Raw genomic sequence first — 26,701 nt, 5'->3', positions numbered from 1 at the left:
CTCGGTGGCGGCGGTGACGAGAGACATGGCTTGAGGCCCTTTCGACACCGCCACGCTACGAGCTAATACGGCAAGAACCTTTCCGCGTTCAGCGCAGGCCGGCGAAGAATTCGACGACGTCCTGGGCCAGCAGGTCGGGCGCCTCCATGGCGGCGAAGTGCCCGCCACGGTCGAACTCCGTCCAGCGCACGATGGTGTTCAGCGGCTCGGCGAAGCGGCGGATGGCGATGTCCTCGGCGAAGTTGGCCACGGCGGTCGGCACCTTGGAGGGGGTGGGCCAGTTGTGGCTGTTCATGCTCTCGTAGTACATCTGCGCCGAGGAGGCGCCCGTGTTGGTCAGCCAGTAGACCGACACGTTGGTGAGCATGAGGTCGCGGTCGATGGAGCCGGCCGGGTGGGCCCAGTCGTGCAGCTTCTCGCCGATCCACGCCAGCAGCCCGGCGGGGGAGTCGGCCAGGCCGAAACCGATGGTGTGCGGCTTGGTGGCCTGGATCTGGAAGTAGCCGTTGCCGGTGGACAGGAACGTGCTCATCCGCTCCAGGCGGGCGAGCTCGCCTTCGGTCAGCCCCTCGGTGTCGGCCTCGCCGAAGGGGATGAATCCCGCGGTGGCGGCGTTGACGTGGACGCCCACCACGCGGTCCGGAGCGACCCGGCCCAGGTCGGGCGCGACGAAGGCGCCGAAGTCGCCGCCCTGTGCGCCGTAGCGGTGATAGCCCAGGCGCTCCATCAGCACCGCGTACGCCCGGGCGATGCGGTGGCTGTCCCAGCCGGCCCCGGCCGGGCCGGAGAAGCCGAAGTTCGGGTGCGACGGGATGACCAGGTGGAAGTGCGGCGACAGCAGGTCGACGACGGGCAGGAACTCCACGACCGAGCCCGGCCAGCCGTGCGCCAGCAGCAGCGGCAGGGCGTCCTCGCGGGCGGAGCGGACGTGGAGGAAGTGGACGGTCTGCCCGTCGATCTCGGTGGTGAACTGCGGATGGGCGTTGAGCCTGGCCTCCCACGCCCGCCAGTCGTAGCCGTCGGCCCAGTAGGCGGCCAGGTCCTTGAGGTACTCCAGCGGCACGCCGCGGCTCCAGCCCGCCCCCGGCACCTGGGACGGCCAGCGGGTGGCCTGGAGGCGGCGGCGCAGGTCGTCCAGCTGCTCCTGGGGGACGTCGACGGTGAAGGGCCGGATGTCGGTCATGGCATCGCTCCTCGATTGGTTGGTCCCGACACTACGGGCGATCGCGGAAAGTTTCCTTCCGCGATCGCCCCGGCCTGCCGATGGAGATCAGCTCAGCTTGCCGAAGAAGCCGATGACGTCCTGCGCGTAGACGTCGGGCACCTCGTGGGCGGCGTAGTGGCCGCCGACGTCGTAGGTGTTCCACTGCGCGATGGCCGTGTGGTCGCGCTCGGCGAAGCGGCGGATGGACTGGAAGTCGTCCTTGAAGTTGGCCAGCCCGATCGGCACCGTCGTCGGCTCGGTGAACGGCTCGGCCTTGTCGTTTTCGTAGTAGAAGCGCGCCGAGGAGCCGGCGGTCCGGCAGAACCAGTGGACGGCGATGTTGCCCACCACCCAGTCCAGGCCCAGCTCCTCGCCCATGAGCTGGCCCATCCAGCCCAGCAGCCCGGCGGGGGAGTCGGCCAGGGCGTGCGCGAGGTGCTGCGGCGCCTGGGACTGCATCTTGTTGAAGGCGCCCATGTTCTCCCAGAACCACTGCAGGAACTGCACCTTGCCAAGGTCCTCCTCGCTCATGCCCTCGAACTCGGCCGGGTCGCCGGAGGGGAAGGAGAAGATCTGGGTGACGTGCACGCCGACCACGTGCTCGGGGTCGATCCGGCCCACGGTGGGGGAGATGATCGAGCCGCCGTCGTTGCCGGCCACGCCGTACCGGTCGTAGCCCAGGCGGCGCATCAGCTCGGCCCAGGCCTTGGCGACCCGGATGTGGTTCCAGCCGCGCTCGGTGGTGGGGCCGGAGAAGCCGAAGCCGGGCACCGAGGGGATGACCAGGTGGAAGTGCCGCGACAGCGGCTCGATGACGTCGAGGAACTCCAGCACGGTGCCCGGCCAGCCGTGGGTGAGGACGAGCGGCAGGGCGTCCTCGCGGGCCGAGCGGACGTGCAGGAAGTGGACGGTCTGGCCGTCGATCTCGGTGGTGAACTGTGGGTAGGCGTTGAGCCTGGCCTCCAGTGCGCGCCAGTCGAAGTGCTCGCGCCAGTGGTCGACCATGCGCCGGACCCGGTCGACGCTGACGCCGTAGTCGTCGCCCGAGCCGGGGATCTGGTCGGTGTAGCGGGTGCGCGCCAGGCGCTCGCGCAGGTCGTCCAGGTCGGCCTGCGGGATGTCGACGCGGAAGGGACGGATCTCGGCCATCGGTGCCTCGCTTGGGATCGGAATGTTTCGTTCTGCTGCACAGCCTATCAGAACGGAATGTTTCATTCCAATAGAAGAGTCGAAAAAGCTCGGCGTCGCGGAGTTCCGCGGCGCCGAGCAGCTAGAACGAGGTCACCGACCGGTAGCGTTCCCTGATCGCCGGGACCGGATCGCCCTGGTAGACCTCCGACGAGCCCAGCGTCCACGCGGGCGGCTCGGCCCCGCCGGACAGGACCCAGGCGGCCTGGCGGGCTGCCCCGTCCGCGACGTACTCCCCGGGCGGCGGCACGGTCACCGGACGGCCGAAGACCGTCGGAGCGATCCTCCTGACCGCCTCCGAGCGCGCCCCGCCGCCGATCAGCAGCACCCGCTCCGGCTCCAGGCCCAGGGCGTCCAGCGCGTCGGCCAGCCCGCACAGCATGCCCTCCACGGCCGCCCTGGCCAGGTGGGCCGGGGTGGCGGTGGCCAGCCGCAGGCCGTGGATCTCGCCGGTGGCGTCGGGCCGGTTCGGGGTCCGCTCGCCTTCCAGGTACGGCACGAGCACCAGCCCGCCGGCCCCGGCCGGGGCGGAGAGCGCGAGCTCGTCCAGCCGGGCCAGGTCCACGCCGGTGACGCGGGCCGCCGCGTCCAGCACCCGCGCGGCGTTGAGCGTGCACACCAGGGGCAGGAACCGGCCGGTCGCGTCGGCGAACCCGGCCACGATCCCGGAGGCGTCACGGCTGGGCCGCTCGGCCACCGCGAAGGCCGTCCCCGAGGTCCCGATCGACACGACCGCCTCGCCCGGCCCGAGCCCGACGCCCAGGGCGGCGCCCATGTTGTCGCCCGTCCCGGGCGCGAGCAGGACGCCGCCGGCCGCCTCGCCCGCCGCCTCCGCCGGGCCCAGCACCCGGGGCAGCAGCGGTGTCGCGCCGAAGGCTGCCTTGAGCAGGTCGAGCCGGTATGCCTCGGTGACGGGCGACCAGTAGCCGGTGCCCGAGGCGTCGCCGCGGTCGGTCACGAGGTGGTCCAGCGGCGGCGCCGGGGCCTGCGGCCAGGCGGCCAGGTCGGCGCCCGCGTGGCGCAGCGCGCCCTGGAGCCGCCAGGTCAGCCAGTCGTGCGGCAGGCACACCGCCGCGGTGCGGGCGGCGCTGTCCGGCTCGTGCTCGGCCAGCCAGCGCAGCTTGGTGACCGTGAACGACGCGACCGGCACGCTGCCCACCGCCTCGGCCCAGGCCTGCGGCCCGCCGAGTTCGGCCACCAGGTCGGCGGCGGCGCGGGCCGAGCGGGTGTCGTTCCACAGCAGCGCGTCGCGCACGACATTTCCGGACTCGTCCAGGCAGACCATGCCGTGCTGCTGCCCCGCCACGCCGACGGCCGCCACGTCGTCCAGCCCGCCCGCCTCCTCGATCGCGGCGACGAGCGCGGCCCACCAGTGGGCGGGATGCACCTCGGTGCCGTCGGGGTGGGGGGCGCGGCCCTGCCGTACCAGCCGGCCCGTCTCGGCGTCGCGGATGACGACCTTGCAGCTCTGGGTCGAGGAGTCGACCCCGGCGACGAGCGTCACCCCCGCACTCCCAGCAGGTGTTCCAGGGCCAGCTGGTTCAGGCGCGTGAAGTGGTAGCCGCGCTCGGCGTGGGCGTCGCGGTCGAACTCCTCGCCCGCCAGGTCCGCCAGCGTCTCGCCGGGGGCCAGCGTCGGCTCGGCCAGCTCGGTCACCCGCGAGGCGGCCAGCGCCTCCTGGACCTCCGGGTCGGCGCGGAAGCGCTTGGACTTCTCCTTCAGGATCAGGTAGGTGCGCATGTTGGCGGCGGCCGAGTCCCACACGTCCTGGGCGTCCTCGGTGCGCAGCGGCTTGTAGTCGAAGTGCCGCGGGCCGTCGTAGCCGCCGTTCTCCAGCAGGTCCACCAGGAAGAACGCGCTCTTCAGATCGCCGTGGCCGAAGACCAGGTCCTGGTCGTACTTGGGCCCGTGCTGGCCGTTGAGGTCGATGTGGAAGAGCTTGCCGTGCCACAGCGCCTGCGCGATGCCGTGGACGAAGTTCAGCCCGGCCATCTGCTCGTGCCCGACCTCGGGGTTGAGCCCGACCATCTCGGGGTGTTCCAGCTCGTTGATGAAGGCCAGCGCGTGCCCGATGGTGGGCAGCAGGATGTCGCCGCGCGGCTCGTTCGGCTTGGGCTCGATGGCGAAGCGGATGCCGTAGCCCTGCTCGATCACGTAGGAGCAGAGCAGGTCCAACGCCTCCTTGTAGCGGTCGAGCGCGGCCCGCACGTCCTTGGCCGCGTCGGACTCCGCGCCCTCGCGCCCGCCCCAGCAGACGTAGGTGGTCGCGCCGAGCGAGGCGGCCAGGTCGAGGTTGCGCATGACCTTGCGGATCGCGTACCGGCGCACGGCGCGGTCGTTGCTGGTGAAGGCGCCGTCCTTGAACACCGGGTGGGTGAACAGGTTGGTGGTGGCCATCGGCACCTTCAGCCCGGTCTCGCCCAGCGCCTTGCGGAAGGCGGCGATGGCGCGCTCCCGGTCCGGCTCCACGGCGAGCAGGTCGTCGTCGTGGAAGGTCACGCCGTAGGCGCCCAGCTCGGCCAGCTTGTGCACGGTCTCCACGGGGTCCAGCGGCGCGCGGGTGGCGTCGCCGAAGGGGTCTCTGGCCTGCCAGCCGACCGTCCACAGGCCGAAGGTGAAGCGGTCTTCCGGCGTTGGCGCCAAATTAGTCCACATAATGCACTTAATATTCCTCCTGTGGAGACACCGTCAAGAGGCATCCGGCACGACGCCATGCGGGCGAGCAACCTCGCCGCCGTGCTCGGCGAGATCCACAGGGCCGGGCCGCTGACCAGGGCGGCGCTCAGCGAGCGGACCGGGCTGACCAAGACGACCGTGTCCAAGCTCGTGGCCGACCTGCTCGCGGCCGGCTACGTCACCGAGTCGCAGGCCGCCTCCGACGGCGAGCGCGGCAGGCCAGGCGTGCTGGTACGGCTCAGCGGCGAGCGGCTGGCGGCGCTGGGCCTGGAGATCAACGTCGACTACCTGGCCGTGTGCGTCGTCGACCTCACCGGGACCGTACGGCTGCGCCGTACCAGGAAGGTCGACAACCGGGCGCTGGCCCCGCAGAAGGCCCTGGACCAGCTGTGCGACCTGGCGGCCGAGGCGATGGCGGCCACCGGCGAGCTGACCGTCGCGGGCGCCGCGCTCGCGGTCCCCGGACCCGTCCACGACGGCGTCCTCGTCCACGCCCCCCACCTGGGCTGGCACGACGTGCGGCCGCCCGAGCTGCTGGGGCTGCCGCTCACCGTCGACAACGAGGCCAACCTGGCGGCGCTGGGCGAGCTGTGGTTCGGCCAGGTCGGCCCCGGCTTCCTCTACGTCTCCGGCGAGATCGGCATCGGCGCCGGGCTCGTGGTGGACGGCGCGCTGTTCCGCGGCGCGCACGGCTTCGCGGGCGAGCTCGGCCACGTCCTGATCGCCCCCGGCGGGCCGCCGTGCCACTGCGGCGCCCACGGCTGCCTGGAGGTCTACGCGGGGCAGGACGCGCTGCTGGAGGCCGCGGGCAAGCCGGCCACGGTGGAGGAACTGCTGGCCCTCCTGGAGCGGGGCGACACCAGGGCGCTGGCCGCCTGCGCCGGGGCCGGCCGGGCGCTGGGCCTGGCCCTGTCCTCGGCCGTCCAGCTCGTCGACCCCGGGCTGATCGTGCTCGGCGGGACGCTGTCGGCGCTGTTCCCCTGGCTGGCCGGCCCGATCACCGAGACGCTGGAGGGGCGGCTGAGCGGCATGCGGCGCACCGCGCCCCGGCTGACGGCCTCGCGGCTGGGCCGCGACGCGGCGATCCTGGGCGCGGCGGGCCACGTCATCCGCCGGCTGATCACCTCTCCGGTGGCGCCGTGACCCGCTCCTCGCCCGCGTAGAGGTTGCAGCGCTCCCCGCGCAGGAACCCCACCAGCGTCATGCCGAACTCCCTGGCCAGCTCCACGGCCAGCGAGGACGGCGCCGACACCGCGCACACCGCCGGGACGCCCGCCGCGAGCGCCTTCTGCATGATCTCGTAGCTGGCCCTGCCGCTTACCATGAGGACGTGGTCCGACAGCGGCAGCCGCCCGCTCAGCGCCGCCCAGCCCACGAGCTTGTCCACCGCGTTGTGCCTGCCCACGTCCTCCCTCACCGCCACGAGCTCGCCGTCGCCGGTGAACAGCCCGGCCGCGTGCAGGCCGCCCGTCTTGCCGAAGACCCCCTGGCCCTCCCTCAGCCGGTACGGCAGGCCGTACAGGACCTCGGGCGTGAGCACGAGGTCGCCGCGGGGCAGCGGCGTGCACCTGGCGTGCAGGTCCTCCAGCGTGGCCGACCCGCACACGCCGCACGCGCTGGAGGTCAGGAAGTGGCGCTCCAGCGTCGCCAGGTCGGGCAGCGGGCCGCGCAGCCGCACCGTGACCGTGTTGTGCCGCGCCTCGGGCGGCAGGTCCGCGTCGGTGCAGTACGCGATCCCCGCGATGCCGCCCGGCCGCACGACGCCCTCGCCGTGGAGGAAACCCGCGGCCAGCTCGAAGTCGTGCCCGGGCGTGCGCATCGTGATCGCCACGGTCCGCGTGCCGTCGTCGGCCTGCAGGCGGATCTCCAGCGGCTCCTCGGTGGCCAGATCGTCGCGGCGGTCGCGGGCGCTCGTCCCCGACAGCTGCCGGATGCGCACCGGCGTGGTGGGACCCGGACGGACCTTCATGAGGGGAGCTTCCGCAGGGTCGCGACGGCGTTGAAGTCGGGGATCCGGGCCTCGGGCGAGCGGCGGGACTCATCCAGCAGCACGTTGCCCTCCGGCCAGTGGATCTGCAGGTTGCCCGGCATCAGCGGGGCACGCAGGACCCTCCCACGGAAGGTGCGCGAGCCTGATGCCAGCTCCACCGGCGCGCCGTCGGGCAGGCCGAGCCGGTCGGCGTCGTAGGCGCTGATCAGCACCGCCTCGCGGGTGGCGCCGTTGAAGGCGTCGCGCCGCTCGTGGACCATGCTGTTGAACTGCTTGCCGCGCCGGGTGGCGACGAGGAAGGCGCCGTCCGGGCGGTCGAGCGCGGGCAGCCGGACCGCGGAGAAGCGGGCCCGGCCGTCGGGGGTGGAGAAGCGGCCGTCGGCGAACAGGCGGGGCCCGCCGTACTGGACGTTGTCCCCGAACCTGCGCAGGGCGGCGATGCCCCGGTAGAAGGGCACGGCCGCCTCGATGTCCTCGCGGATCGCCGGGGTGCCGGTGTAGCGGATCTTCCCGGCGACCTCGGGCCGGACACGGGCGGCCAGCTCGGTGAAGATCTTCCACTCCGGCCACGCCTCGCCGATGCGCGGCCCCTCGACCTCGGGCGAGAAGATGATCCGCCGCTCGGTGGAGGTCTCGGTCACGCCGCCGGCCATCTCGTAGCGGGTCTGGGCGGGCAGCAGCAGCACGTCGCCCTCGCAGGGGACGAGCATCTGCGAGGACAGCACGATGTCGATGTGGACGCGCAGCTTCAGCCGCGACAGCGCCTCGCGGCAGTAGCCCGGGTCGGGCAGCACCTCCAGGAAGTTGCCGCCGCTGGAGATCAGCGCGTCCAGCTCGCCCGCGTGGGCCGCGTCGATCATCTCGGTGGCGGTCAGCCCCGGCGCGTCCGGCACCTCGAAGCCCCACAGCTGCGCGAACCTCGCGGCGTTCTCCGGCGTGACGGGCAGCCCGCCCGGCAGGCCGGTGGCATAGGCGCCCATCTCGGCTCCGCCCTGCACGCCGCTGTGCCCCCGGATCGGCATCAGGCCGCACTTCTCCCGCCCCACGAACCCCCGGGCCAGCGCCAGGTTGACGATGGCGCGCACGTTGTCCTCGCCGAAGGTGTGCTGCGTGATGCCCATCGACCAGACCAGGACCGCCGAGCGGGCCCGGCCCAACAGCTCGGCCAGGCGGAACATGTCCTGCCGCGGCGCGCCGGAGACGGCTTCCAGCTCCTCCCACGACTGGCCGGCCAGCGCCCGCCGTACCTCCTCGAACCCGGTCGTGTGCGCGTCGACGAACTCCTTGTCGATCCAGTCGTTGTCGACGAGATGCTTGAGGACGCCGCTGAGGAAGCCGATGTCGCCGCCCACGTTGACGCCGAAGAACTCGTCGGTGATCTTCGTGCCGAAGACCGCCGACTCCACGTTGGAGGGCACCCAGTAGCGCTCCATGCCCGGCTCGCGGTAGGCGTTGACCATCGCGATGCGAGTGCCGGCGTTCTTGGCGTGGTAGAGGTACTTCATCGCCACCGGCTGGTTGTTGGCCGGGTTGGAGCCGATGAAGACGATCAGGTCCGAGCCGATCCAGTCCCGGTAGGAGCAGGTCGTGGCCGCGGCGCCGACGGTCTGCTTGAGCGCGACCGTCGAGGGGGAGTGGCAGATGCGGGCGGCGTTGTCGATGTTGCCGCTGCCCATGGCCCGCACCGCCTTCTGGGCGGCGAAGTAGTTCTCGTTGGGCACGCCGCGGCTGGTCAGGTACGCGCCGAAGCGCGCCCCGCGCAGCCGCCCGGCCGCCAGCTTCAGCGCCTCGTCCCAGGAGATCCGGGTGAAGCCGGGCTCGCCGGCGCGGCGCAGCATCGGGTACGGCAGGCGCCCCAGGCCGCGGAGCTCGGCACTCTTTTTACCGACAAGTCCGGAAATGTCACCCAAAAGTGAGGTGTCGAGCGCGGGCATGGTGTTGAGCGGGAGCAACCGCAGCCGGATGTTGCACAGGTGGATCTCGTCCATGGTCCAGTCGCGCATGCCCATCGTGCCCAGCGCGCACCCGTCGCAGGTGCCCTGGTTGAGGATGCGCCAGGCGTAGCGGCGGTTGCCCTTGACCGCCCTGAACGCCTTCCACAGCTCCAGGTAGTTGTTGGGCTTGCGCAGCCCTATGCCGAACGGCCGCCACGAGGCCCAGTTGCGCGGGTTCATCTTCCCATCTTCCCTCCGGGATGATGGCCATATGGCAGAGCCTCCACGGTCCCGCTACACCGACCTCGACCGGCCGCCGCTGTCGCAGGCCGCGCTCACCCGGGCGCTCGTGCGGCCCGGCGGGCTGTGGACCGGCGTGACCGTCGTCGAGCGCACCGGGTCCACCAACGCCGACCTGGCCAGATCCGCCAGAGCCGGCGCGCCGGAGGGGACCGTGCTGGTCGCCGAGGCGCAGTTCGCGGGGAAGGGACGGCTGGGCCGCCCATGGACGGCTCCGCCGCGCTCGGGCCTGACGTTCTCCGCGCTGTTCCGCCCGCGGGTGCCCGTGATGCGGCAGGGCTGGCTGCCGCTGCTGTTCGGCGTGGCCGCGGCCTCGGCGGTGCGCCGCCTGGCCGAGCTCGACGTGCGCCTGAAGTGGCCCAACGACCTGCTGGTCGGGGAGCGCAAGCTCGCCGGGATCCTCGCCGAGCGGGTCGACGACGCCGTGATCGTCGGCATGGGGATCAACGTGTCGCTGCGGCCGGGCGAGCTGCCCGTCGAGCGGGCGACGTCGATCGCCATCGAGCTGGCGGGCCGTACCCGCCACCGCGAGCGCACCGCGGGGCTGGACCGCGACCCGCTGCTGCGCGAGATCCTGCGCGAGGTCGAGACCCACTACCGCGACTGGACGGCCGCCGACGGCGACGCCGACCTGTGCGGGCTGCGCGCCGCCTACCTCGCGGCCTGCGCCACGGTCGGCCGCGACGTGCGCGTGGAGCTGCCCGGCGAGCGCCTGCTGACCGGCCGGGCGACCGGCGTCGACGCCGGCGGCCACCTGCAGGTCACCGCCGAAGGCAAGCACTACACGCTCAGTGCGGGAGACGTGGTCCACGCTAGCCTTTCGCCATGACACTCCCCGACCACCACCTGACGGAGGGCGAGCGGCGCATCCGCTCCTTCCACCCCCACTGGAAGCAGCTCCTCGGGCCGGTCCTCGCCCTGCTCCTCATCGCCCTCGCGGCGGGCGCCGGGCTCTACCTCATCCCCGGCGACTGGCAGTACGCCTTCTACGCCAGGCTGGCGGTCGGCGCCATCGCGCTCATCCTGCTGACGGTCTGGTCGTTCGTGCCGTACCTGCGGTGGAAGAACACCGGCTACGTGCTGACCACGCACCGCTTCACCATCAGCACCGGGGTGCTCAACAAGTCCACCGACGAGATCCCCATGACCAAGGTCAACACCGTCAGCTCCGACCAGACCCTCTTCGAGCGCCTGCTCGGCTGCGGCACGCTCACGGTGGAGTCGGCGGGGGAGAAGGGGCAGATCGCGCTGAAGGACATCCCGCGCATCCAGGAGGTCCGCGCCGAGCTGTTCCGCCTGGTCGAGGACGCCTCCGACGGCGACGTCGACCAGCATGCCTAGGCCGGCGCCCCGGGAGACCGTACGGCATGCCTAGGCCGACGCCCGAGGAGATCGAGCGGCTGTTCGTCGGCCCGGGCCCCCGCTACACGCGCCTGGAGGTGGCCGAGAAGGCGGGAGTGTCCTCGGCGCTGGCCGAGCGGCTGTGGCGGGCGCTGGGCTTCGCCACGCTGCCGGACGACGCGGTGGCCTTCACCGACGCCGACGTCGCCGCGCTGCGCCGGGTCAGGACCATGCTCGACACCGGGCTGCTGGACGAGGAGACCTCCGTCCGCATGGCCAGGGCGCTGGGCCAGACCACCGCCCGGCTGGCGCAGTGGCAGACCGAGATCATGCTGGGCGCCATGCTGCCGCCCGACCGGGAGCCCTCCGACGAGGACCTGGCCCGCGTCATGCGGGTGGCGGAGATGCTGCTGCCCGACTTCGAGCAGGTGCTCGTCCACGTCTGGCGCGCCCAGCTGGCCGCCGCCGGCACCCGGCTGCTGACGATCGCCGACACGAGTGAGGAGGCGGTGCCGACCCGCGCCACCCTGGCCGTGGGCTTCGCCGACCTGGTGTCCTTCACGCGGCGCTCGCGCGAGCTGGACGAGGCGGAGCTGGCCGCGCTCGTGGAGGGGTTCGAGGCGCGCGCCGCCGACGTCATCGCCGCGCACGGCGCGCGGCTGGTCAAGACGCTGGGCGACGAGGTGCTGTTCACCGCGCCCACGCCCGGCCAGGCCGCCGACATCGCCCTGGCGCTGGTGGGCGAGGACATGCGCATCGGCATGGCGTACGGGCCGGTGCTGCCCATGATGGGCGACGTCTTCGGCACCACGGTGAACCTGGCCGCCCGGCTGACGGCCATCGCGAGGCCCGGCACGGTGCTGGTGGACCAGGCACTCGCCGAGGGGTTGCGGGACGTCGTAGGGGTCGAGACCGTACGGCTGCGGCGCAGGCCGGCGCGGGGATTGGGGCTGGTCCAGCCCTACGTGATCCGGAAGAAGACGTCCTAGGCGGAGTGTCCACTCATGGGTGGATCATGCCTGTGTCGCACTTGTCATGCCTGTGTCGCACCCCACGTAGGCAAGCCTAACCATAGTGAGCTATCTTAGGTGTGCCTAACCTTATGGATCAGAGAGGGTCGTCTCCCGCATGTACGTCTGCATCTGCCGAGCCGTGACCGAAAACGAGGTCCACGACTGCATTGCCGCAGGTGCTCGCTCCGCCAGGCAGATACGCGACACCACCGGCGCCGGAGCGGACTGCGCCTCTTGCGTGCGGAAGATCTGTGCAATGCTGAAGCGGTCTGAAGAGTTGACAGCGACCGCATAGCACGAGGAGCCCGTTCCATGCAGGGCGACAAGCAGATCATCGAACTGCTCAACGAGCAGCTGACGGCCGAGCTGACGGCCATCAACCAATACTTCCTGCACGCCAAGATGCAGGAGAACTGGGGCTACACGCGGCTTGCCAGGCACACCCGCGAGGAGTCCATCGAGGAGATGCGCCACGCCGAGTGGCTCACCGACCGGATCCTGTTCCTCGAGGGCCTGCCCAACTACCAGCGCCTGGGCACGCTGCACATCGGGCAGACGGTGGAGGAGCAGCTCCGCGCCGACCTGGAGGTGGAGATGGGGGTGGTGCAGCGACTGCGCCCCGCCATCCAGCTGATGCGCGAGAAGGGCGACACCACCTCCGCGCGCATCTTCGAGAAGATCCTCGAGGACGAGGAGCAGCACATCGACTACCTGGAGACCGAGCTGTCGCTGATCCGCAGCCTCGGTGAGCAGCTGTACCTGGCCCGCTACGCCGAGCCGCCCTCGGGCGACGACTGATCCCGACTTCACGCGACACGCCCGCCGGAAGGTGTTCCGGCGGGCGTGTCTGCTTTGTCGCAAGCCCGGTTTTCCCCTGCCCAACGAAGATCGCGCTAATTTAACGCCGACTAGCCGACATTTATCTGCGTTTGCCCAGTCCAATGGATAGGTCAACGACAAGTCAAACCGCGCGCTGTGGCCGGGAAACGATCGCTTAAGGTCCTACGATCGCTTCATGACCAGCGTACTTCTCGCCGAGGATGACGCCTCGATCTCCGAGCCGCTCGCCCGCGCGCTGCGCCGCGAGGGCTATCAGGTCGAGGTGACCCCCGACGGCCCGCAGGCCCTGGAGCGGGCCCTGTCGGGTGGCATCGACCTCATCGTGCTCGACCTGGGCCTTCCCGAAATGGATGGCCTGGAGGTCGCCCGCCGCATCCGCGCCGAGGGTCACGGCACCCCGGTGCTGATCCTCACGGCCCGTGTCGACGAGGTCGACACCGTGGTCGGGCTCGACGCGGGTGCGGACGACTACGTCACCAAACCCTTCCGGCTCGCCGAGCTGCTCGCCCGGGTCCGCGCGCTGTTGCGCCGCGGCACCAGCGAGACCCCCGTGGTCCAGGGTGTGCGGATCGACGCGGACTCCCGGCGCGCCTGGATGGGCGACAAGGAACTGCACCTGACGACCAAGGAGTTCGACCTGCTCCGCGTGCTGGTGCGCGACGCCGGCAAGGTGGTCACCCGCGAGCAGATCATGCGCGAGGTGTGGGACACCAACTGGTGGGGCTCGACCAAGACGCTCGACATGCACATCTCATGGCTGCGCCGCAAGCTGGGCGACGACGCCGCCAAGCCGCGTTACATCACCACGGTCCGGGGAGTCGGCTTCCGGTTCGAGCGTGAGTAGGCGATGCGGCGTCGCCTGCTCTCCTCGACCCTGGTCGTGGCGGTCATCGCGGTCCTGCTGCTCGGAGTCCCCCTGGGGATCGTGGTCAGCCGCCTGATCGTGGAGGACGCGGCCCAGCAGCTCCAGGGGGAGGCCAACCGCCTGGTCCAGGAAGTCGAGTACGCCCAGATCCAGGAGACGCCGATCGATCCGCGCCAGATCGAGCAGAACTATCCGGATCGCTTCATCCAGATCTACACGACGGGAAACCCGCCGAGGGCTCTGATCGTGGGCACCGAGGTGCCCGCCGACCGCGTGATGTGGGAGGACGCCAAGTCAGAAGACGGCGTCTACGTGCGCGTGAGCAGAGACAAGGGGGCGGTGGAGCAGGACGTCCGCGCGCGTCTGCTCCTCATCGTCGCGCTGGCCGCCGCGGCGCTGGCCGTGGCGGTGGGGCTGGCCATCGTCCAGTCCCGGCGGCTGACGCTGCCCCTGCAGGACCTGGCCAGGATCGCCGAACGGCTGGGCTCGGGCAACGCCAAGCCGAGCAGGCACCGCTACGGCATCCCCGAGCTCGACCGCGTGGCCGAGGTGCTCGACCGCAGCGCGGCGCGCATCTCCGACCTGCTCACCAGGGAGCGCGAGTTCGCCACGGACGCCTCCCACCAGCTGCGCACGCCGCTGACGGGGCTGACCATGCGGCTGGAGGAGATCGTCGCCGCCGCCGACCAGCCCAGCATCGTCCGTGAGGAGGGCGAGGCGGCGATCGTCCAGGCCGAACGGCTGACCGCGGTCATCGACGAGCTGCTGGCCGCCGCCCGGCGGCAGCGCCATGCCCAGGCCAGGCCGCTGTCGGTGGACGAGGTGATCATCCAGCAGATCACCGAGTGGGAGCCCGCCTTCCGCCGCGAGGGCCGGCAGTTGCTGCTGGACGGCTCGCGGGGGCTGTGCGCCCTGGCGACCGAGGGCGGCCTGGGCCAGGTGATCGCCACCCTCCTGGAGAACTCGCTGCGCCACGGCGGCGGCCCGACCACGGTGACGACCAGCAACAGCGACAACTACATCGTCATCGAGGTGGCCGACCAGGGCCCGGGCATCGACGACAAGCTGGCGCCGCGGGTCTTCGAGCGCAACGTGAGCGGCGGCGGGGGCACCGGCCTGGGGCTGACGCTCGCCCGCGCCATGGCCGCCGCCGACGGCGGCCGTCTGGAGCTGGTACGGCGGCGCCCCGCGGCCTTCGCCGTGTTCCTGCGCCCGGTGGAGGAGACCAGCCGCAACCGCGTGGTCAGCGGCCCCGCTTGATCCCGGCCTCCGGCAGCTCCTGGGGGATCGGCTCGGTCGCCTCCAGGAACACCCAGCGCTTGTAGGACCAGTAGCGGAACAGCGTGCCCAGGGCGACGCCGATGATGTTGGCGACGTTGTAGCTGATCGGGTCGGTGAGGCCGAGCGTGTAGGCCGTGAAGCCGATCACCAGCAGGCCGATGAGCAGCGCGATGCCGTTGAACAGGAAGAACAGGAAGTACTCCCGGCCCAGGCCGCTCTGCTCGCGGTGCCGGAAGGTCCAGTGGCGGTTGGCGAAGTAGGCGAACGTCGTGGAGATGATCGTGGCGAAGACCTTGGAGGTCAGCGGGCCGAGGCCGATGGCCACGTGAAACAGGTTGAGCATCGCGAAGTCGAGCACGAACGCCAGCGCGCCGACGGTGCCGAACTTCGCGAGCTCGTGGACCAGGTGGGCGAACCGCTGGTAGGCGGCTTTGATGACCCTCACGTCCGGCTCGGTTCCTTCCTGGTCAGCTGCACGACCTCCCCAGGGTACCGGCCGGACACCCCAGCCGGGGCCCGCCGGACCTCATCATCCACGCACAAAGAACGCTCCCCCAAATATCGCCATATGAACGGAATTTGCGTTATCGGGGAAATCGCGGGAGCTCACCCACTACGCTGACGTGCCATACCAGACCTCGAGGGACCTACCGTGCGGCGACCTTTGATCGTTGTGCTGATCGGCTTGTCCATGGCGGCCACGGGATGCGGCGCGGCGCACATCGACCAGGTGGCCGGGTCCACCACCGCGCCCTCGCCTGCCTCTGCCGCCGCCGTCACCCGCACCGAGGCCGAGGAGGCCTTCAAGGTCCTCGGCCCGCTGGAGAAGGCGTGGAAGGAACGCGACTGCGCCGCGGTCAGGCATTACACGACCTGGGCGGAGAACGTGCTGGGCCGCGCCTGCCCCGACGCCGCCCCGGACGGCGACCTGGCCGCCTACCGCGACCCCGAGTTCTTCCTGCCCGAGGACGGCGGCTGGTTCGCCGCGCTGGCCCGGGCGCCGCGGCCCGCCTACTTCGTGTTCGCCCGGGACGACGGCCGCTGGCGGCTCGCGTCCGGGCCCATCCCCGTCGTGGGGGACGCGCCGGCCCACGCGGCGCAGGCCAGCCCGGCGCCGGGCACCGCCGTGCGGGCCCGCCTGGTGCCGCAGCGCCACCTCACCTACCTCACCGACCCGGCCGGGGTCAGCGGCATCCGCTTCCCCGCCGGCGACCCCATGCGCGAGCTGCGCGAGGAGGTGACGGCGCGCGAGGCCGAGGTGGAGCTGCTGCCGGGCGGCGGGCGCACGCTGGCCCTGTCGGAGGGCGCCATGCTGGTCTTCCACGCGCTGCGGGTCACCGGCGGCGGCAAGACCGAGCTCGTGCTGCTCGCCACCGAGATCACCGCGGCCAACAAGCTGTCCACGGTCGCCGTCCGCCGCGCGGAGCTGCCCGCCTGACGTGCGGTCCGGCACGGAACGCTCGACGTGCCCACTCGACGTGCCCAGGTATGCTCAGGTCACGTGAAAGACCCCGTAGTCGGCCCTGTCGTCGCTCCCGTGGTCGGCATCGTCGGCGCCGGCCAGCTGGCCCGCATGACCCAGCCGCCCGCGATCGCCCTGGGCATCGCGCTGCGCGTGCTGGCGAACTCCCACGACGAGAGCGCCGCCAAGGTGATCGTGGACACCCGCGTCGGCGACTACCGCGACCTGGCGGACCTGCGCGAGTTCGCCAAGGGCTGCGACGCCGTCACCTTCGACCATGAGCACGTGCCCACCGAGCACGTCCGCGCCCTGGCCGCCGACGGCCACGCCGTCCACCCGGGTGCCGAGGCCCTGGTGCACGCCCAGGACAAGGCCGTCATGCGCGAACGGCTCACCGCGATCGGCGCGCCGTGCCCGGCCTGGGCCCGGATCTCCTCGCGGGCGGACGTCGAGGCGTTCGGCGGCGAGCACGGCTGGCCGGTCGTGCTCAAGGCGGTCAGGGGCGGCTACGACGGCCGCGGGGTGTGGGTGTGCCGCTCGGCCGATGACGCCGCCGAGGTGCTGGACAGCGGGGTGCCGCTGATGGCCGAGGCGTTCGTGCCGTTCGAGCGCGAGGTGGCGGTGCTCGTCGCCCGCTCCCCGCACGGGCAGGGCGTGAGCTACCCCGTCGTGGAGACCGTGCAGCGCGACGGCATCTGCGTCGAGGTGCTGGCGCCGGCCCCCGGGCTGGACCCCGAGCAGGCCGCGCAGGCGCAGCGCATCGCCCTGACGATCGCCGACGAGCTCGGCGTGACCGGGCTGCTGGCGGTGGAGATGTTCCAGACCGCCCAGGGGTTCGTGGTCAACGAGCTGGCCATGCGCCCGCACAACTCCGGGCACTGGACCATCGAGGGCGCCCGCACCTCCCAGTTCGAGCAGCACCTGCGCGCCGTCCTCGACCTGCCGCTCGGCTCGCCCGCGATGACCGCGCCGGTCGTCGTCATGGCCAACCTGCTCGGCGGCGAGGACCCCGACATCTACGCCCGCTACGAGCACGTGATGGCCCACGACCCCGGCGTCAAGGTCCACTTCTACGGCAAGGACGTACGGCCGGGCCGCAAGATCGGGCACGTCACGGCGCTCGGCGACGACCTGGAGACCGTGCGCGCCCGCGCCCGCCACGCGGCCGTCTACCTCATGACGGGGGAGTACACATGATCGGGATCGTCATGGGGTCTGATTCCGACTGGCCGGTGATGCGGCAGGCGGCCGAGGCCGTCGCCGAGTTCGGCGTGCCGTTCGAGGCCGACGTGGTCTCCGCGCACCGCATGCCCGCCGAGATGATCGAGTACGGCAGGCGCGCGGCCGAGCGCGGCGTCAAGGTCATTATCGCGGGCGCCGGTGGCGCGGCGCACCTGCCCGGCATGCTGGCCTCGGTCACCCCACTGCCGGTGATCGGCGTGCCGGTCCCGCTGAAGTACCTCGACGGGATGGACTCGCTGCTGTCGATCGTGCAGATGCCCGCCGGAGTGCCGGTGGCCACGGTGGCGATCGGCGGCGCGCGCAACGCGGGCCTGCTGGCCGTCCGCATCCTGGCCGCCTCCGACGAGGGCCTGCGCGCCCGCATGGCGCAGTTCCAGGAGCGGCTGAGGGAGCAGGCCCACGCCAAGGGCGAGAAGCTGCGGGCCGAGGCGGCCGGGCTCGGCGCGGTCTCAGGACAGCCGGATTAGCCCGTTCGGGGTCAGCAGCCGGGCCTCCAGAGCCGGCTGCGGCCCCTCGGCGACCTCCAGCTCGGCCTCCAGCGCCGCGAGGGCGGCCCGCACCGGGCCGGGCTCCGGATGCGTGCCCCTGAACGACACCAGCTCCAGCCGCGGCAGGCCGGAGGCGGCGGGATGGGCCGTCGCCCCCCAGTCGATGAGGAAGGGCACCAGGGCGATCGGCTCGGGGTCGGGCCACCGGGTCAGCCGCCACTCCAGCAGCGTGCCGTCGGGCTTGCGGCGCGACAGCGGCACCACCTCGCCCGGATCGTGGCCGCGTTCGCGGGCCAGCCGTACCTGCCGGTCGATGTCGCCGGTGCGCACCGCCCACGCGGCCAGGCGCGGCTCGGTGAGCCGGTCCAGGCCGAAGACGGGCGGGCGCGAGCCGGGCTCGTCGGGGCCGATGATCTCCAGGTAGGCGGCCGGTCCCAGGCCGACGAGGTAGTTGGCCGTGCCGACGGGATGCCTGCCGCCCTGCACCGGGGTCACGCCGGTGAGCTTGGCGAACTCCTCGGTGGCGGCGACGAGGTCGGGCACGGCGTAGACGAGGTGGTCGAGCTGTGTCATGGGATTCACGAAGCTCCCTCTCGCGACAAAGCTGGCAGTACTGGCAGAACTGGCGGAGCACAAAGCACACTCGGGCGGGGTACAGCGAGCAGTACCGCATCCCCCACGTGAAATCCTCGACCCGGCGGGGGCGGGGAAGAAGACCCAAGCGGCCATTCCGTGAGGCGGGCGTGAGCCCTCGACGGGACAGGTCTTGATCTTTTTTCGGGGCGGGTCGAGCGTCTACGGTGGTCGGCGTGGATGCGATCGAACGGCACGCCGAGCGCGTGCGCCGCGTGGACCCGCTCGTCGCCGGGCACGACTCGCTGCCGCAGGCCGGTGAGGGGGAGAGCGTCATCGAGGTGCCGGGCGCGGTGGGCCTGGCCGGTGTGACGCGGAACGATCCGGACTCGCTCAACGCGCCCTGGAGCCCTCCCGTCGTCTACACCCTGCGGCCCCGCGTGGGCGATCCGGAGGCGTTCGGGCCGCTGCTCGAGCGCTGGCAGGAGATCGTCGACGCCGACCCGGGCTCCCGGGGGCCGGGCCGGGCCATGGCGGTGACCTGGCCCTCGCGCGACACCGTCCCCGTGGGCGCGCTGCCGCGGCACGGCTTCGCGCCGACCACGGCCGTCGCCGCCCGCCCGGGCGGCTCCGCCGTACCGGCCGGTGACCTGGAGGCACGGCGCGCGCCCGGGCAGGCGCGGGTACGGCGGGCCGGGCCCGAGGACCTCGACGCCATGCACCCGTTGTATGAGGAGCTGCATGCCTTCGACGCGCAGTTCGGGTGGCTGTGGGCGGGGCCCTCGACGTCGATGCGGCTGCGCGAGCACCTGGCCGAGCTGCTGGGGCTGGAGGAGGGCTGGTGCTGGGTGGCCGAGGAGGACGGCCGGCTCGTCGGGATGCTGACGGTCGAGCCGCCCTCGCACTCGGGCTGGATCGCCTCCGCGGTGACGGCCGACCCGGTTGCCTACCTCGGCCTCTGCTACATCCACCCGCGGGCGCGGGGCCGGGGCATCGGCGCGGCGCTGGCCGCCCGGGCGCACGCCACCGTGGACGCCGCCGGGGTGCGCGTCACCCTGTTGCACCACGCCATCGCCAACCCCCTGTCCGCGCCGTTCTGGGCGCGGCGGGGATACCGGTCGCTGCTCACGGTGTGGGGTAAGCACCTGTCCTAAACGGTGACTTTATTGTGACCGAAAGGGATCTTGACCCGCAGCGCGGCCCGGAGTTAGGAAACGCCCATGCTGCGCGCCCTGATCGCTGTGCTTTTAGTGGTGTCGGTAGCTGCCTGCGGAGGCGGGGAGGGGTTCGACAAGCCCGAAGCCTCCTCCGCCGCCTCGCCCGCCCAGGGCGGCGAGCTGCGCGTCCTGGCCGCAAGCTCCGGCAACGTCGAAACCGAGGCCCTGCAGAACGCCTTCAAGGCCTTCGAGGCGACCGGCAAGGGCAAGGTCAAGCTCGAGATCGCCACCGACCTGACCACCCAGCTCACCACCGCCCTGGCCGGCGGCAACCCGCCCGACCTGTTCTACGTCCCGGTCGAGAACGTGCGCGACCTCGTCAAGGCGGGCGCCCTCGAACCCTACGGCGACAAGGCCGGCATCGAGGTCTACCCGGCGCTGAAGGAGGCCTTCACCGTCGACGGCGCCTACTACTGCGTGCCCAAGGACTTCTCCACCCTCGCGCTGGCCGTCAACACCTCCATGGTCTCGAGCCCGCCCACCACGTGGGAGGAGCTGAAGGCCGAGGTGCGCAAGCACGAGGTCGGCCTGACCATCGCCCCCGAGCTGGTGCGCGTGCTGGTGTTCATGCAGCAGGCCGGCGGCTTCGTGCTCTCCGACGACCTGAAGCAGGCCACCGGTGACACCCCGCAGAACCGGCAGGGCCTGGCGTTCCTGCGGGAGCTGGGAGCCAAGACCCCCAAGCAGCTGGGCGCCGGATGGGCCGGCGAGGCCTTCGGCAAGGGCAAGGCCGCGATGACCATCGAGGGCAACTGGATGCTCGGCGCCATGAAGAAGGACTTCCCCGACCTGAAGTGGCAGGCCGTGGAGCTGCCCGCCGGGCCGGCCGGCAAGGGGACGCTGGCGTTCACCGTGTGCTGGGGCATGGCGGCGGCGTCCAAGAACAAGGAGCTGGCGCTGGAGCTGGTGAAGTTCCTCATGAGCGACGAGCAGCAGCTGGCGCTCACGCGCGGGTTCGGTCCCATGCCGGCCACTCCCCGGCTGCGCGACAAGTGGCTGGAGGCCTACCCGGACGCCAAGGCGTTCATCGCCGGGGCCGAGTACGCCAAGACGCCCCTGTGGCCGGCCGGGTTCAAGCCGGTGATCGACGAGACGAACACCGAGATCGACAAGCTGCTGCAGGGATCGGCCAAGCCTGAGCAGGTACTGCAGGCGTTCGACGAGGCGGCCAAGGGCGTCCTGGAATGACGGGCTCCGCCGTACCTGGTGACCCGGGGATGGCGGCGTCGCCGGAGGCCGGCCGCGGGAGGTCTCCGGCGGCCGGCGGCGGGAAGTCGCCGGTGTCCGGCCGTGGGAAGGGGAGAGCGCGGGGACCCGGGATCCGGGGCCGCGAGGGCCTGTGGGGCTGGCTGTTCATGGCGCCGGCGCTGGTGATCCTCGGGCTCTTCATGGTCATCCCGATCCTGCTCGCCCTGTGGGTGAGCTTCCGCAGCTGGTCGGGGCTGGAGAGCCCGTTCGGGCCCGGGTCTCAGCCCGTGGGGCTGGACAACTACGCCGAGCTCCTGGTCGAGCCCGGGCTCGCCCAGCGCGACTTCGCCCGCGGGCTGCGCAACAACCTCTACTACGTGCTCGGGGTCGTGCCGGTCCAGACGGCGATCGCGTTCTTCCTGGCGCTGGTGCTGCACCAGAAGGTGCTGCGGGCGCGGGGGTTCTTCCGGTCGGCGTTCTACTTTCCGTCGATCACGAGTTCGGTGGCGGTCGCGCTGGTCTTCATGGCGATTTTTCAGCCTAACGGCGTGCTTAACCGGACATTGGAGTTCTTCGGGCTCGATGGGTCGGTATGGCTGGACGATCCCCGGGGCCTGGTCCACATCGTGCTGGGCTGGTTCGGGGTCTCCGAGGCGCCCGGCTTCCTCCAGGGCCGCTTCATGGGCCTGTCGTGGTGGGACTGGCTGTCCGGGCCGAGCGTGACGCTGACCGCCATCATGGCCATCGCCGTCTGGACCACCATCGGCACGTTCATGCTGATGTTCCTGGCCGGGCTGCAGAACCTGCCGCGGGACGTCGACGAGGCCGCCGTCGTCGACGGCGCCAACCGGTGGCAGCTGTTCTGGCGCATCACGCTGCCCCAGATGCGGCCCACCCTCTTCCTGGTGCTCACGCTCGGCATCATCGGCACCTGGCAGGTCTTCGACCAGATCTTCGTCATCTCCGACGGCGGCCCGCAGAAGACCTCGCTCACCCCGGCCTACCTGGTCTACGTCTTCGGCTTCGAGACCCGCCAGATGGGCCTGGCCTGCGCGGTGGCCTTCCTGCTGTTCCTGGTGATCGTCCTGTTCACGCTGCTCCAACGCCGGCTGCTGAGGGAGCGATGATGCGGCGCGTCGTCGGATACGCCATCCTCACCTTCTTCGCGGTGCTCTTCCTCGGGCCCTTCGTGCTGTCCGTGGTCACCTCCTTCAAGACCCGGCCCGACTTCGCCCAGAACCCCGTCTCGCTGGTGCCCGACCCGGTGACCACCGAGTGGTGGCGCCAGGCGCTCGGCCTCACCGAGAGTCCCGTCGCCGACGTGCCGCGCTGGCTGGTCAACACGGTCGTCGTCGCGCTGGTCGTCATGGTGGCCCGGGTGCTGCTCGACAGCCTCGCCGGGTACGCCCTGGCCCGCATGAACTTCCCCGGGCGGCGGCTGCTGTTCGCGGGGATCATCGCGGTGCTGGCCGTACCGCCCATCGTGCTGCTGGTGCCGCGCTTCCTGGTGCTGAAGGAGCTGTCGATGTACGCGACGTACTCGGCGCTCATCCTGCCGCTGGCCGCCGACGCGACGGGCATCTTCATCATGCGGCAGTTCTTCCTCGCGATGCCGAGGGAGCTGGAGGAGGCGGCGCGCATCGACGGCGCGGGCGTGCTGCGCACGTGGTGGTCGGTGATCCTGCCGCTGGCCCGCCCCGGGGTCATCACGCTGGCCATCCTGTCGTTCCAGTCGTCGTGGAACGAGTTCCCGCACATGCTGATCGCGAACAACAAGCCGGAGCTGTACACGCTCCCGGTGGGCCTCGCGCTCATCCGGGGAAGCCAGGGGCAGGACTTCAACTTCCCGTTCTTCCTGGCGACTGCGACGCTGACCATGATCCCGGTGGCGATCGTGTTCTTCGTGTTCCAGCGGTACTTCGTGCGCGGGCTGATGGAGGGCGCGGTCAAGGGGTGACGGTCAAGGGGTGACGGCGATACGGCATGCGGGCATGTCCTCGGGGCACGGGGAAGGTCATGTGATCGACGCCCCTGGAGGTGATCCCCATGCCGTTGCCGGCGCCCATCACTCGCCGGACCGTCGACGTCGACGGCATCGAGGTCTTCTATCGGGAAGCCGGGCCCGCCGATGCTCCCGTGGGTGATGTCGACCGCGCGCAGGTCTATGCGGCCGCCGACCGAGCCCAGGCGCGCGTCGGCATCCCGGTCAACCCCGTCGTGGCCTCGAAACGTCGCTGGGAGGACGCATCGGACGCATTGATCCGGCAGATCAAAGCCAGCCCGACTGTTGATCTTTCTCCCGCCGCGGTGTCCAAGGAGGCCGGTGGTTGATGAGGTGGACACGTGGCGAGGCGGATGTCGAACGAATGCTGGCAGCCAACGAACTCCAGCGCGTCCAAGGTGCAGCCGCCGACGGGGCAGGATGGCTGGAAAAGGGCCAGGACTGTCCTCTCCAGCGCACGTGAGCTGCTGGGCTCTGATCCGAACTCGGCCTACACCCTTGCGTAGGACGCTGCCCGGTTCGCCTGCACTGGACTCCTGGCTCAGCAGGGCCTCCGGGCGACCACGACCGGCGGGCACTATGCCGTACAGCAGGCCGTGCTGCGCCAGTTTGGTTCCACGTTCGAGCCATTCGGCGTCATGCGACGGCGGCGGAATGAGCTGGAATATCCGGTATATCCCGATGAAGCCGTAGACCATGAAGAGGCGGAGCAGGCCGTAGCCGCCGCCGACGCCATCATTGACGCGGCTCACCGAATCGTCGGCCACTTGGGGTTGTTCTGAGGCGATGGCCGGGACGACACCGCGATCGTCCACGCGACCGGTCGAAAGGCTCCAGGGGACTGAGCCGGGCCCAGCCGTACATCCGCTGAGGCCCAGCCGTACACGAGCAGAAGGCTAGGGACGCCCCAGAGCGCGGTAGTGCCAGCCGGCGGCCCGCCACACGGCCGGGTCCAGCGCGTTGCGGCCGTCGACGATCTTCCGCGTGGCCACGACCGAGCCCAGCTCCTCCGGGTCCAGCTCGACGAACTCCCGCCACTCCGTGAGCAGAAGGACGACATGCGCCCCCCGCACCGCCTCGACGGCCGAGGTGGCGTAGCTCAGCTCCGGGTGCGCCTTGCGCGCGTTGTCCTGGGCGACCGGGTCGTAGACGGACACCAGGCCGCCCTGGTGCCCGATGGTGACCGCGACGTCGAGGGCGGGGGAGTCGCGGATGTCGTCGGAGTTGGGCTTGAAGGCCGCGCCGAGCACGCCGACGGTGCAGCCGCGGAAGGAGCCCCCGGCCAGCTCGCGGGCCAGGTCGACCATCCGAGCGCGGCGCCGCATGTTGATCGCGTCGACCTCGCGCAGGAACGTCAGCGCCTGGTCGGCGCCCAGCTCGCCCGCCCGGGCCATGAACGCGCGGATGTCCTTGGGCAGGCAGCCGCCGCCGAAGCCGAGCCCGGCGTTGAGGAAGCGGCCGCCGATGCGGTCGTCGTAGGACAGCGCCTTGGCCAGCTGCACGACGTCCGCATGGGCCGCCTCGCAGACCTCGGCCATGGCGTTGATGAAGGAGATCTTGGTGGCGAGGAAGGCGTTGGCGGCGCTCTTGACCAGCTCGGCGGTGGCGAAGTCGGTCACCACGAACGGGACGTCGCCGAGCGGCTGGTAGACCTCGCGCAGCACCTTCTCGGCGTGTTCGGAGCGGACGCCGATGACGATGCGGTCGGGCTTGAGCGTGTCCTTGACGGCGTACCCCTCGCGCAGGAACTCGGGGTTCCAGGCCAGCTCGGCCTGCTCACCGGCGGGGGCCAGGGCGAGGAGCTTGGCGGCCAGCCGCTCCGCCGTACCGACCGGGACGGTGGACTTGCCGACGACCAGGCACTCGCGCGTCAGGTGCGGGGCCAGCGCCTCGACGGCGGCGTCGAGCTGGGAGACGTCGGCGGCGTACTCGCCCTTCTTCTGCGGCGTGCCCAGGCACAGGAAGTGGACGTCGCCGAACGCGCCGGCCTCCTCATAGGAGGTGGTGAACCGCAGGCGGCCGGAGTCGAGGCCGCGCCTGAGCAGCTCTTCCAGGCCGTCCTCGTGGATGGGCAGCTCGCCGTCGTTGAGCCGGCGGATCTTGTCGGCGTCGATGTCAACGCCGAGAACCTCGTATCCGAGATCCGCCATGCACGCCGCGTGGGTGATCCCAAGGTATCCGGTTCCGATCACCGTCAGGCGATATGGCACGAGCTGGCTCCCTTCCATCGGCACGCATGTTACCGGCCGCCGGTAGTACCTCTGTGCCACGGGGAGGATCCCACAAACCGTACCGGCTGGTAACAAACTACTCGGACGTCCTACTATTTATGGCATGTCTTACTACGCGCCCACCGAAGAGCACGAGATGCTCCGGGAGACCGTCCGCGCGCTGGCGGAGGAGAAGATCGCGCCCCGCGCCGCCGAGACCGACGAGACCGAGGAGTTCCCCTGGGACGTCTACAAGGCGCTCGTGGCGGCGGACCTGCACGCGGTGCATGTGCCCGAGGAGTACGGCGGAGCGGGCGCGGACGCGCTGGCGACCGTGATCGTCATCGAGGAGGTCGCCCGCGCGTGCGCCGCCTCCTCGCTCATCCCGGCCGTCAACAAGCTCGGCACGGTGCCGTTGCTGCTGTCGGCCTCGGAGGAGCTCAAGCGGCGCTACCTGCCGCCGGTGGCCTCCGGTGAGGCGATGTTCTCCTACGCGCTCTCGGAGCCGGACGCCGGGTCGGACGCGGCGGCGATGAAGACGCGCGCCGTGCTCGACGGCGACCACTACGTGCTCAACGGCACCAAGATGTGGATCACGAACGCGGGCGTGTCCGAGTACTACACGGTGATGGCCGTGACGTCGCCGGGGGAGGGCGCCCGGGGCATTTCCGCATTTGTCGTGGAAAAGTCCGACGAAGGCGTCTCCTTCGGGCCGAAGGAGAAGAAGCTCGGCATCAAGGGCTCGCCCACCCGCCAGGTCATCCTCCAGGACGTCCGCATCCCCGCCTGGCGTATGATCGGCGAACCCGGCACCGGCTTCAAGACCGCCCTGGCCACGCTCGACCACACCCGCATCACCATCGCCGCCCAGGCCATCGGCATCGCCCAGGGGGCGCTGGACTTCGCGATCGGGTACGTCAAGGAGCGCAGGCAGTTCGGCAAGCCCATCGCGGACTTCCAGGGCGTGCAGTTCATGCTCGCGGACATGGCGATGAAGCTCGAGGCCGCGCGCCAGCTGACCTACCACGCGGCGGCCAAGTCGGAGCTCGCGATGAACGGCCAGCCGCAGAAGGACCTGACGTTCCTGTCGAGCGCGGCCAAGTGCGCGGCGTCGGACGCGGCGATGGAGATCACCACGGACGCGGTGCAGCTGCTCGGCGGGTACGGCTACACGCGGGAGTTCCCGGTGGAGCGGATGATGCGGGACGCCAAGATCACCCAGATCTACGAGGGCACGAACCAGATCCAGCGCGTGGTGATGGCCCGCCAGCTCCTGAAGTAGGCGCTGACATGCGAAAACCCCGTCCGAGGTTTCCTGCCGGACGGGGTTCGCCATGCGAGGCAGCCGAGTCAGACGGTCAAGGGCGACAGCTACGGCAAGGCGCCGCGGACGATGGCATAGCGATCCGTCTCCTGGTCGCGGCGAAGCCGTGACGTGATCAGCAGGAGCACCGCCCCGGCCAAGTAGTGAAACATCGGCCCATCCTTCACGGCGCCCCACCCGGTGAAGCGGAGCGTGTCCCTGCAGCTGTCGGAGACGATCTCGACGGCCCAAGGGATCGTGAACACCACGGCGCTCACCACGAACAAGGCCGCCATCGCCCACGCCGCGACCGCGCCCCACCGCCCTGTCAGGGCGAGAGTCTGAACCACTCCGACTTTCGTGGAGGCCCTGAAGCCAGCATCA

28 protein-coding genes are annotated in these 26,701 nt (G+C 71.1%); 18 read left to right on the top strand and 10 right to left on the bottom strand.

What is annotated here, in order from left to right; genetic code table 11:
- Window positions 1-88: 88 nt before the first annotated feature.
- From BSB02_RS28375 to xylA, 4 genes are all read right to left on the bottom strand, one after another.
- Complete coding sequence (locus BSB02_RS28375; protein WP_084963629.1) at window positions 89-1,183, bottom strand: epoxide hydrolase family protein; 1,095 nt, start codon at window positions 1,181-1,183, stop codon at window positions 89-91.
- A gap of 87 nt (window positions 1,184-1,270) precedes the next feature.
- Window positions 1,271-2,353 carry an epoxide hydrolase family protein gene (locus BSB02_RS28370; protein WP_084963628.1) on the bottom strand — a complete coding sequence of 361 codons (1,083 nt, stop codon included), beginning with the start codon at window positions 2,351-2,353 and terminating at the stop codon, window positions 1,271-1,273.
- Window positions 2,354-2,474: 121 nt separating this feature from the next.
- Window positions 2,475-3,896, bottom strand: coding sequence for a xylulokinase (locus tag BSB02_RS28365; protein ID WP_084963627.1), 1,422 nt, complete (start codon window positions 3,894-3,896; stop codon window positions 2,475-2,477).
- Window positions 3,893-5,047: a xylose isomerase gene (gene xylA / locus BSB02_RS28360; RefSeq protein ID WP_084963626.1), complete on the bottom strand. Its 1,155-nt coding sequence runs from the start codon at window positions 5,045-5,047 to the stop codon at window positions 3,893-3,895. Before xylA ends, BSB02_RS28365 begins: the two co-directional genes overlap by 4 nt.
- Before the next feature lie 21 nt (window positions 5,048-5,068).
- Between xylA and BSB02_RS28355 the strand changes: the two genes are divergently transcribed.
- Window positions 5,069-6,211, top strand: a complete 1,143-nt coding sequence (locus BSB02_RS28355) for an ROK family transcriptional regulator (RefSeq protein WP_240506700.1) — start codon at window positions 5,069-5,071, stop codon at window positions 6,209-6,211.
- On the opposite strand, the gene fdhD is transcribed toward BSB02_RS28355, so the two are convergent.
- Window positions 6,189-7,037 (bottom strand): formate dehydrogenase accessory sulfurtransferase FdhD, encoded by an 849-nt coding sequence (gene fdhD / locus BSB02_RS28350; protein ID WP_084963624.1) that lies wholly within the window; start codon window positions 7,035-7,037, stop codon window positions 6,189-6,191. The genes BSB02_RS28355 and fdhD overlap by 23 nt on opposite strands.
- Window positions 7,034-9,232: an FdhF/YdeP family oxidoreductase gene (locus BSB02_RS28345; protein ID WP_084963623.1), complete on the bottom strand. Its 2,199-nt coding sequence runs from the start codon at window positions 9,230-9,232 to the stop codon at window positions 7,034-7,036. Before BSB02_RS28345 ends, fdhD begins: the two co-directional genes overlap by 4 nt.
- A 31-nt stretch (window positions 9,233-9,263) precedes the next feature.
- On the opposite strand from BSB02_RS28345, the gene BSB02_RS28340 reads away from it, so the two are divergent.
- The 7 genes from BSB02_RS28340 to BSB02_RS28310 all read left to right on the top strand — a co-directional run bounded on the left by BSB02_RS28340 (window position 9,264) and on the right by BSB02_RS28310 (window position 14,611).
- Window positions 9,264-10,121: a biotin--[acetyl-CoA-carboxylase] ligase gene (locus tag BSB02_RS28340; RefSeq protein WP_084963622.1), complete on the top strand. Its 858-nt coding sequence runs from the start codon at window positions 9,264-9,266 to the stop codon at window positions 10,119-10,121.
- Window positions 10,118-10,633: a PH domain-containing protein gene (locus tag BSB02_RS28335; protein WP_084963621.1), complete on the top strand. Its 516-nt coding sequence runs from the start codon at window positions 10,118-10,120 to the stop codon at window positions 10,631-10,633. The genes BSB02_RS28340 and BSB02_RS28335 overlap by 4 nt, the downstream gene beginning before the upstream one ends.
- 26 nt (window positions 10,634-10,659) lie before the next feature.
- Window positions 10,660-11,622: an adenylate/guanylate cyclase domain-containing protein gene (locus tag BSB02_RS28330; RefSeq protein ID WP_084963620.1), complete on the top strand. Its 963-nt coding sequence runs from the start codon at window positions 10,660-10,662 to the stop codon at window positions 11,620-11,622.
- A 139-nt stretch (window positions 11,623-11,761) separates the two neighbouring features.
- Window positions 11,762-11,941, top strand: a complete 180-nt coding sequence (locus BSB02_RS28325; protein ID WP_084963619.1) for a (2Fe-2S)-binding protein — start codon at window positions 11,762-11,764, stop codon at window positions 11,939-11,941.
- A 17-nt stretch (window positions 11,942-11,958) separates the two neighbouring features.
- Complete coding sequence (bfr, locus tag BSB02_RS28320; RefSeq protein WP_084963618.1) at window positions 11,959-12,444, top strand: bacterioferritin; 486 nt, start codon at window positions 11,959-11,961, stop codon at window positions 12,442-12,444.
- Between the two features lie 217 nt (window positions 12,445-12,661).
- On the top strand, window positions 12,662-13,330 hold the full coding sequence (locus BSB02_RS28315) for a response regulator transcription factor (RefSeq protein WP_084963617.1): 669 nt from the start codon (window positions 12,662-12,664) through the stop codon (window positions 13,328-13,330).
- 3 nt (window positions 13,331-13,333) lie between these two features.
- Window positions 13,334-14,611 (top strand): ATP-binding protein, encoded by a 1,278-nt coding sequence (locus BSB02_RS28310; protein ID WP_084963616.1) that lies wholly within the window; start codon window positions 13,334-13,336, stop codon window positions 14,609-14,611.
- Here BSB02_RS28310 and BSB02_RS28305 read toward each other — a convergent pair.
- A complete protein-coding gene (locus BSB02_RS28305; protein ID WP_084963615.1) occupies window positions 14,595-15,077 on the bottom strand; it encodes a GtrA family protein in 483 nt (160 codons plus the stop codon). The two genes, BSB02_RS28310 and BSB02_RS28305, sit on opposite strands and share 17 nt — an antisense overlap.
- 219 nt (window positions 15,078-15,296) lie before the next feature.
- On the opposite strand from BSB02_RS28305, the gene BSB02_RS28300 reads away from it, so the two are divergent.
- The 3 genes from BSB02_RS28300 (at window position 15,297) to purE (ending at window position 17,803) form a co-directional block, all read left to right on the top strand.
- Window positions 15,297-16,070: a hypothetical protein gene (locus BSB02_RS28300; RefSeq protein ID WP_143591255.1), complete on the top strand. Its 774-nt coding sequence runs from the start codon at window positions 15,297-15,299 to the stop codon at window positions 16,068-16,070.
- 63 nt (window positions 16,071-16,133) lie between these two features.
- Window positions 16,134-17,291: a 5-(carboxyamino)imidazole ribonucleotide synthase gene (locus tag BSB02_RS28295; RefSeq protein ID WP_084963613.1), complete on the top strand. Its 1,158-nt coding sequence runs from the start codon at window positions 16,134-16,136 to the stop codon at window positions 17,289-17,291.
- On the top strand, window positions 17,288-17,803 hold the full coding sequence (gene purE / locus BSB02_RS28290) for a 5-(carboxyamino)imidazole ribonucleotide mutase (RefSeq protein WP_084963612.1): 516 nt from the start codon (window positions 17,288-17,290) through the stop codon (window positions 17,801-17,803). The genes BSB02_RS28295 and purE overlap by 4 nt, the downstream gene beginning before the upstream one ends.
- On the opposite strand, the gene BSB02_RS28285 is transcribed toward purE, so the two are convergent.
- Window positions 17,786-18,397 carry a VOC family protein gene (locus tag BSB02_RS28285; protein ID WP_084963611.1) on the bottom strand — a complete coding sequence of 204 codons (612 nt, stop codon included), beginning with the start codon at window positions 18,395-18,397 and terminating at the stop codon, window positions 17,786-17,788. The two genes, purE and BSB02_RS28285, sit on opposite strands and share 18 nt — an antisense overlap.
- Window positions 18,398-18,633: 236 nt before the next feature.
- Here BSB02_RS28285 and BSB02_RS28280 point away from each other — a divergent pair, with 236 nt between their 5' ends.
- The 6 genes from BSB02_RS28280 to BSB02_RS28255 all read left to right on the top strand — a co-directional run bounded on the left by BSB02_RS28280 (window position 18,634) and on the right by BSB02_RS28255 (window position 23,586).
- The gene (locus BSB02_RS28280) at window positions 18,634-19,551 is read left to right on the top strand and encodes a GNAT family N-acetyltransferase (protein WP_143591253.1); all 918 of its coding nucleotides are present in this window, start codon (window positions 18,634-18,636) and stop codon (window positions 19,549-19,551) included.
- Between the two features lie 66 nt (window positions 19,552-19,617).
- A complete protein-coding gene (locus BSB02_RS28275; protein WP_084963609.1) occupies window positions 19,618-20,802 on the top strand; it encodes a sugar ABC transporter substrate-binding protein in 1,185 nt (394 codons plus the stop codon).
- A gap of 92 nt (window positions 20,803-20,894) precedes the next feature.
- Window positions 20,895-21,929, top strand: coding sequence for a carbohydrate ABC transporter permease (locus BSB02_RS28270; protein ID WP_240506699.1), 1,035 nt, complete (start codon window positions 20,895-20,897; stop codon window positions 21,927-21,929).
- The gene (locus BSB02_RS28265) at window positions 21,929-22,759 is read left to right on the top strand and encodes a carbohydrate ABC transporter permease (RefSeq protein ID WP_206184937.1); all 831 of its coding nucleotides are present in this window, start codon (window positions 21,929-21,931) and stop codon (window positions 22,757-22,759) included. Before BSB02_RS28270 ends, BSB02_RS28265 begins: the two co-directional genes overlap by 1 nt.
- Window positions 22,760-22,848: 89 nt before the next feature.
- Complete coding sequence (locus tag BSB02_RS28260; RefSeq protein WP_084963606.1) at window positions 22,849-23,133, top strand: hypothetical protein; 285 nt, start codon at window positions 22,849-22,851, stop codon at window positions 23,131-23,133.
- Between the two features lie 267 nt (window positions 23,134-23,400).
- Entirely contained in the window at window positions 23,401-23,586 is a 186-nt protein-coding gene (locus BSB02_RS28255) for a hypothetical protein (RefSeq protein WP_084963605.1), read from the top strand.
- 114 nt (window positions 23,587-23,700) lie between these two features.
- Here the strand turns inward: BSB02_RS28255 and BSB02_RS28250 are convergent, their stop codons facing one another.
- A complete protein-coding gene (locus tag BSB02_RS28250) occupies window positions 23,701-25,032 on the bottom strand; it encodes a UDP-glucose dehydrogenase family protein (RefSeq protein WP_084963604.1) in 1,332 nt (443 codons plus the stop codon).
- Between the two features lie 97 nt (window positions 25,033-25,129).
- On the opposite strand from BSB02_RS28250, the gene BSB02_RS28245 reads away from it, so the two are divergent.
- Complete coding sequence (locus BSB02_RS28245) at window positions 25,130-26,296, top strand: acyl-CoA dehydrogenase family protein (protein WP_420855893.1); 1,167 nt, start codon at window positions 25,130-25,132, stop codon at window positions 26,294-26,296.
- A gap of 89 nt (window positions 26,297-26,385) precedes the next feature.
- Here BSB02_RS28245 and BSB02_RS41630 read toward each other — a convergent pair.
- Window positions 26,386-26,701 (bottom strand): hypothetical protein (locus BSB02_RS41630; RefSeq protein ID WP_206184936.1); only part of this gene is annotated, 316 nt, incomplete at its 5' end.

This window comes from Thermoactinospora rubra, assembly GCF_002093975.1.
Taxonomy (GTDB): Bacteria; Actinomycetota; Actinomycetes; order Streptosporangiales; family Streptosporangiaceae; genus Nonomuraea; species Nonomuraea rubra_A.
This window is presented reverse-complemented; position numbering and strand designations above follow the sequence as displayed.